At 43.1% G+C, this 1,028-nt stretch carries 1 protein-coding gene; it reads left to right on the top strand.

Annotated elements, in window-relative coordinates; all coding sequences use genetic code 11:
* Positions 1-44 precede the first annotated feature (44 nt).
* Positions 45-761 carry an IS5 family transposase gene (locus CS022_RS24575; protein ID WP_235869902.1) on the top strand — a complete coding sequence of 239 codons (717 nt, stop codon included), beginning with the start codon at positions 45-47 and terminating at the stop codon, positions 759-761.
* The last annotated feature ends 267 nt before the right edge of the window (positions 762-1,028 follow it).

The following is a 1,028-nucleotide window of genomic DNA, read 5'->3' as shown; positions in this document are numbered from 1 at the left end:
GGCTTTGTTGACGCGCTCATTAAATCATCAATTTTGATTTGAGCGTGTCTTCCTTTATCCTGCCATCTACCTTCGTTTCCAGCTCAAAAATCATGCCTTACAAATACAACGGATCCAGACGCCATCATTTCAAAAAGCACACCTATCGACAAACTAACTATGCCGAATACAACCAAAGTTTGCGTGATAGGGGGCGTATTGATATCTGGTTATCTGACGACATCATAGAGAACTGGCAAACTAAGCAACGCGCTTACGATGGCACTGGGTCATCCCCAAAATACCCAGACAGCACACTTATGGCATGCCATTATTTGAGACTCGTATTCAAACAACCTCTCCGCCAGACTCAAGGCTTTATCGATAGTCTTCTAAAGGAAATGGGCCATACGAATCTCTCCTGTCCTGACTTTTCATGTCTATCAAAGCGTCTCTCTAAGCTTGGAATTAAGACCCCTAGATTCAAAAAAACAGACAAACCCGATGAAGATTTAACTGCGATAGCCATTGATTCCACTGGCCTGATAGAATTTGGCAAGGGTGAATGGCACCAGGAAAAATATAAAGTTAACGCAAAGCGCAGCTGGAAAAAAGCGCACTTTGTTGTCGGTGATGAGCATATTATTTATGGCGCGACCTTGACGAAGAAAGACACCATGGACTTTCAGGTTGTCGAGGAGTTATGTGGGCAAGTAGATGTGGAAGTTGACCATGTTTCAGCAGATAAAATGTACGATACCAATGACGTCTACGACGCATAAACGAGCGAATTTCCAGAGAGTGAGATAGCCATTCCTCCCAAAGAAAATCTGTATGCTGACGACGCTCATAACCCTAAAAGGATGAGCAATTTGGTGGCGTATTCTGCCTTAGGTCCCATACGATGGCAAAAGACAAAGCAGTATGGAAAACGGAATGTCTCAGAGAATACGATGCAACGTTACAAAGCAATCATCGGGCCCAAATTACACAGTAGAGACTTTAACAATCAACAACAGGAAATGATGCTGGCGGCATCAATATTAAAT

Source organism: Veronia nyctiphanis, from assembly GCF_004116385.1.
In the GTDB taxonomy this organism is placed as follows: domain Bacteria; phylum Pseudomonadota; class Gammaproteobacteria; order Enterobacterales; family Vibrionaceae; genus Veronia; species Veronia nyctiphanis.
Note: the sequence above shows the minus strand (reverse complement) of the source record. Positions and strands in the feature narration are given on the sequence as shown.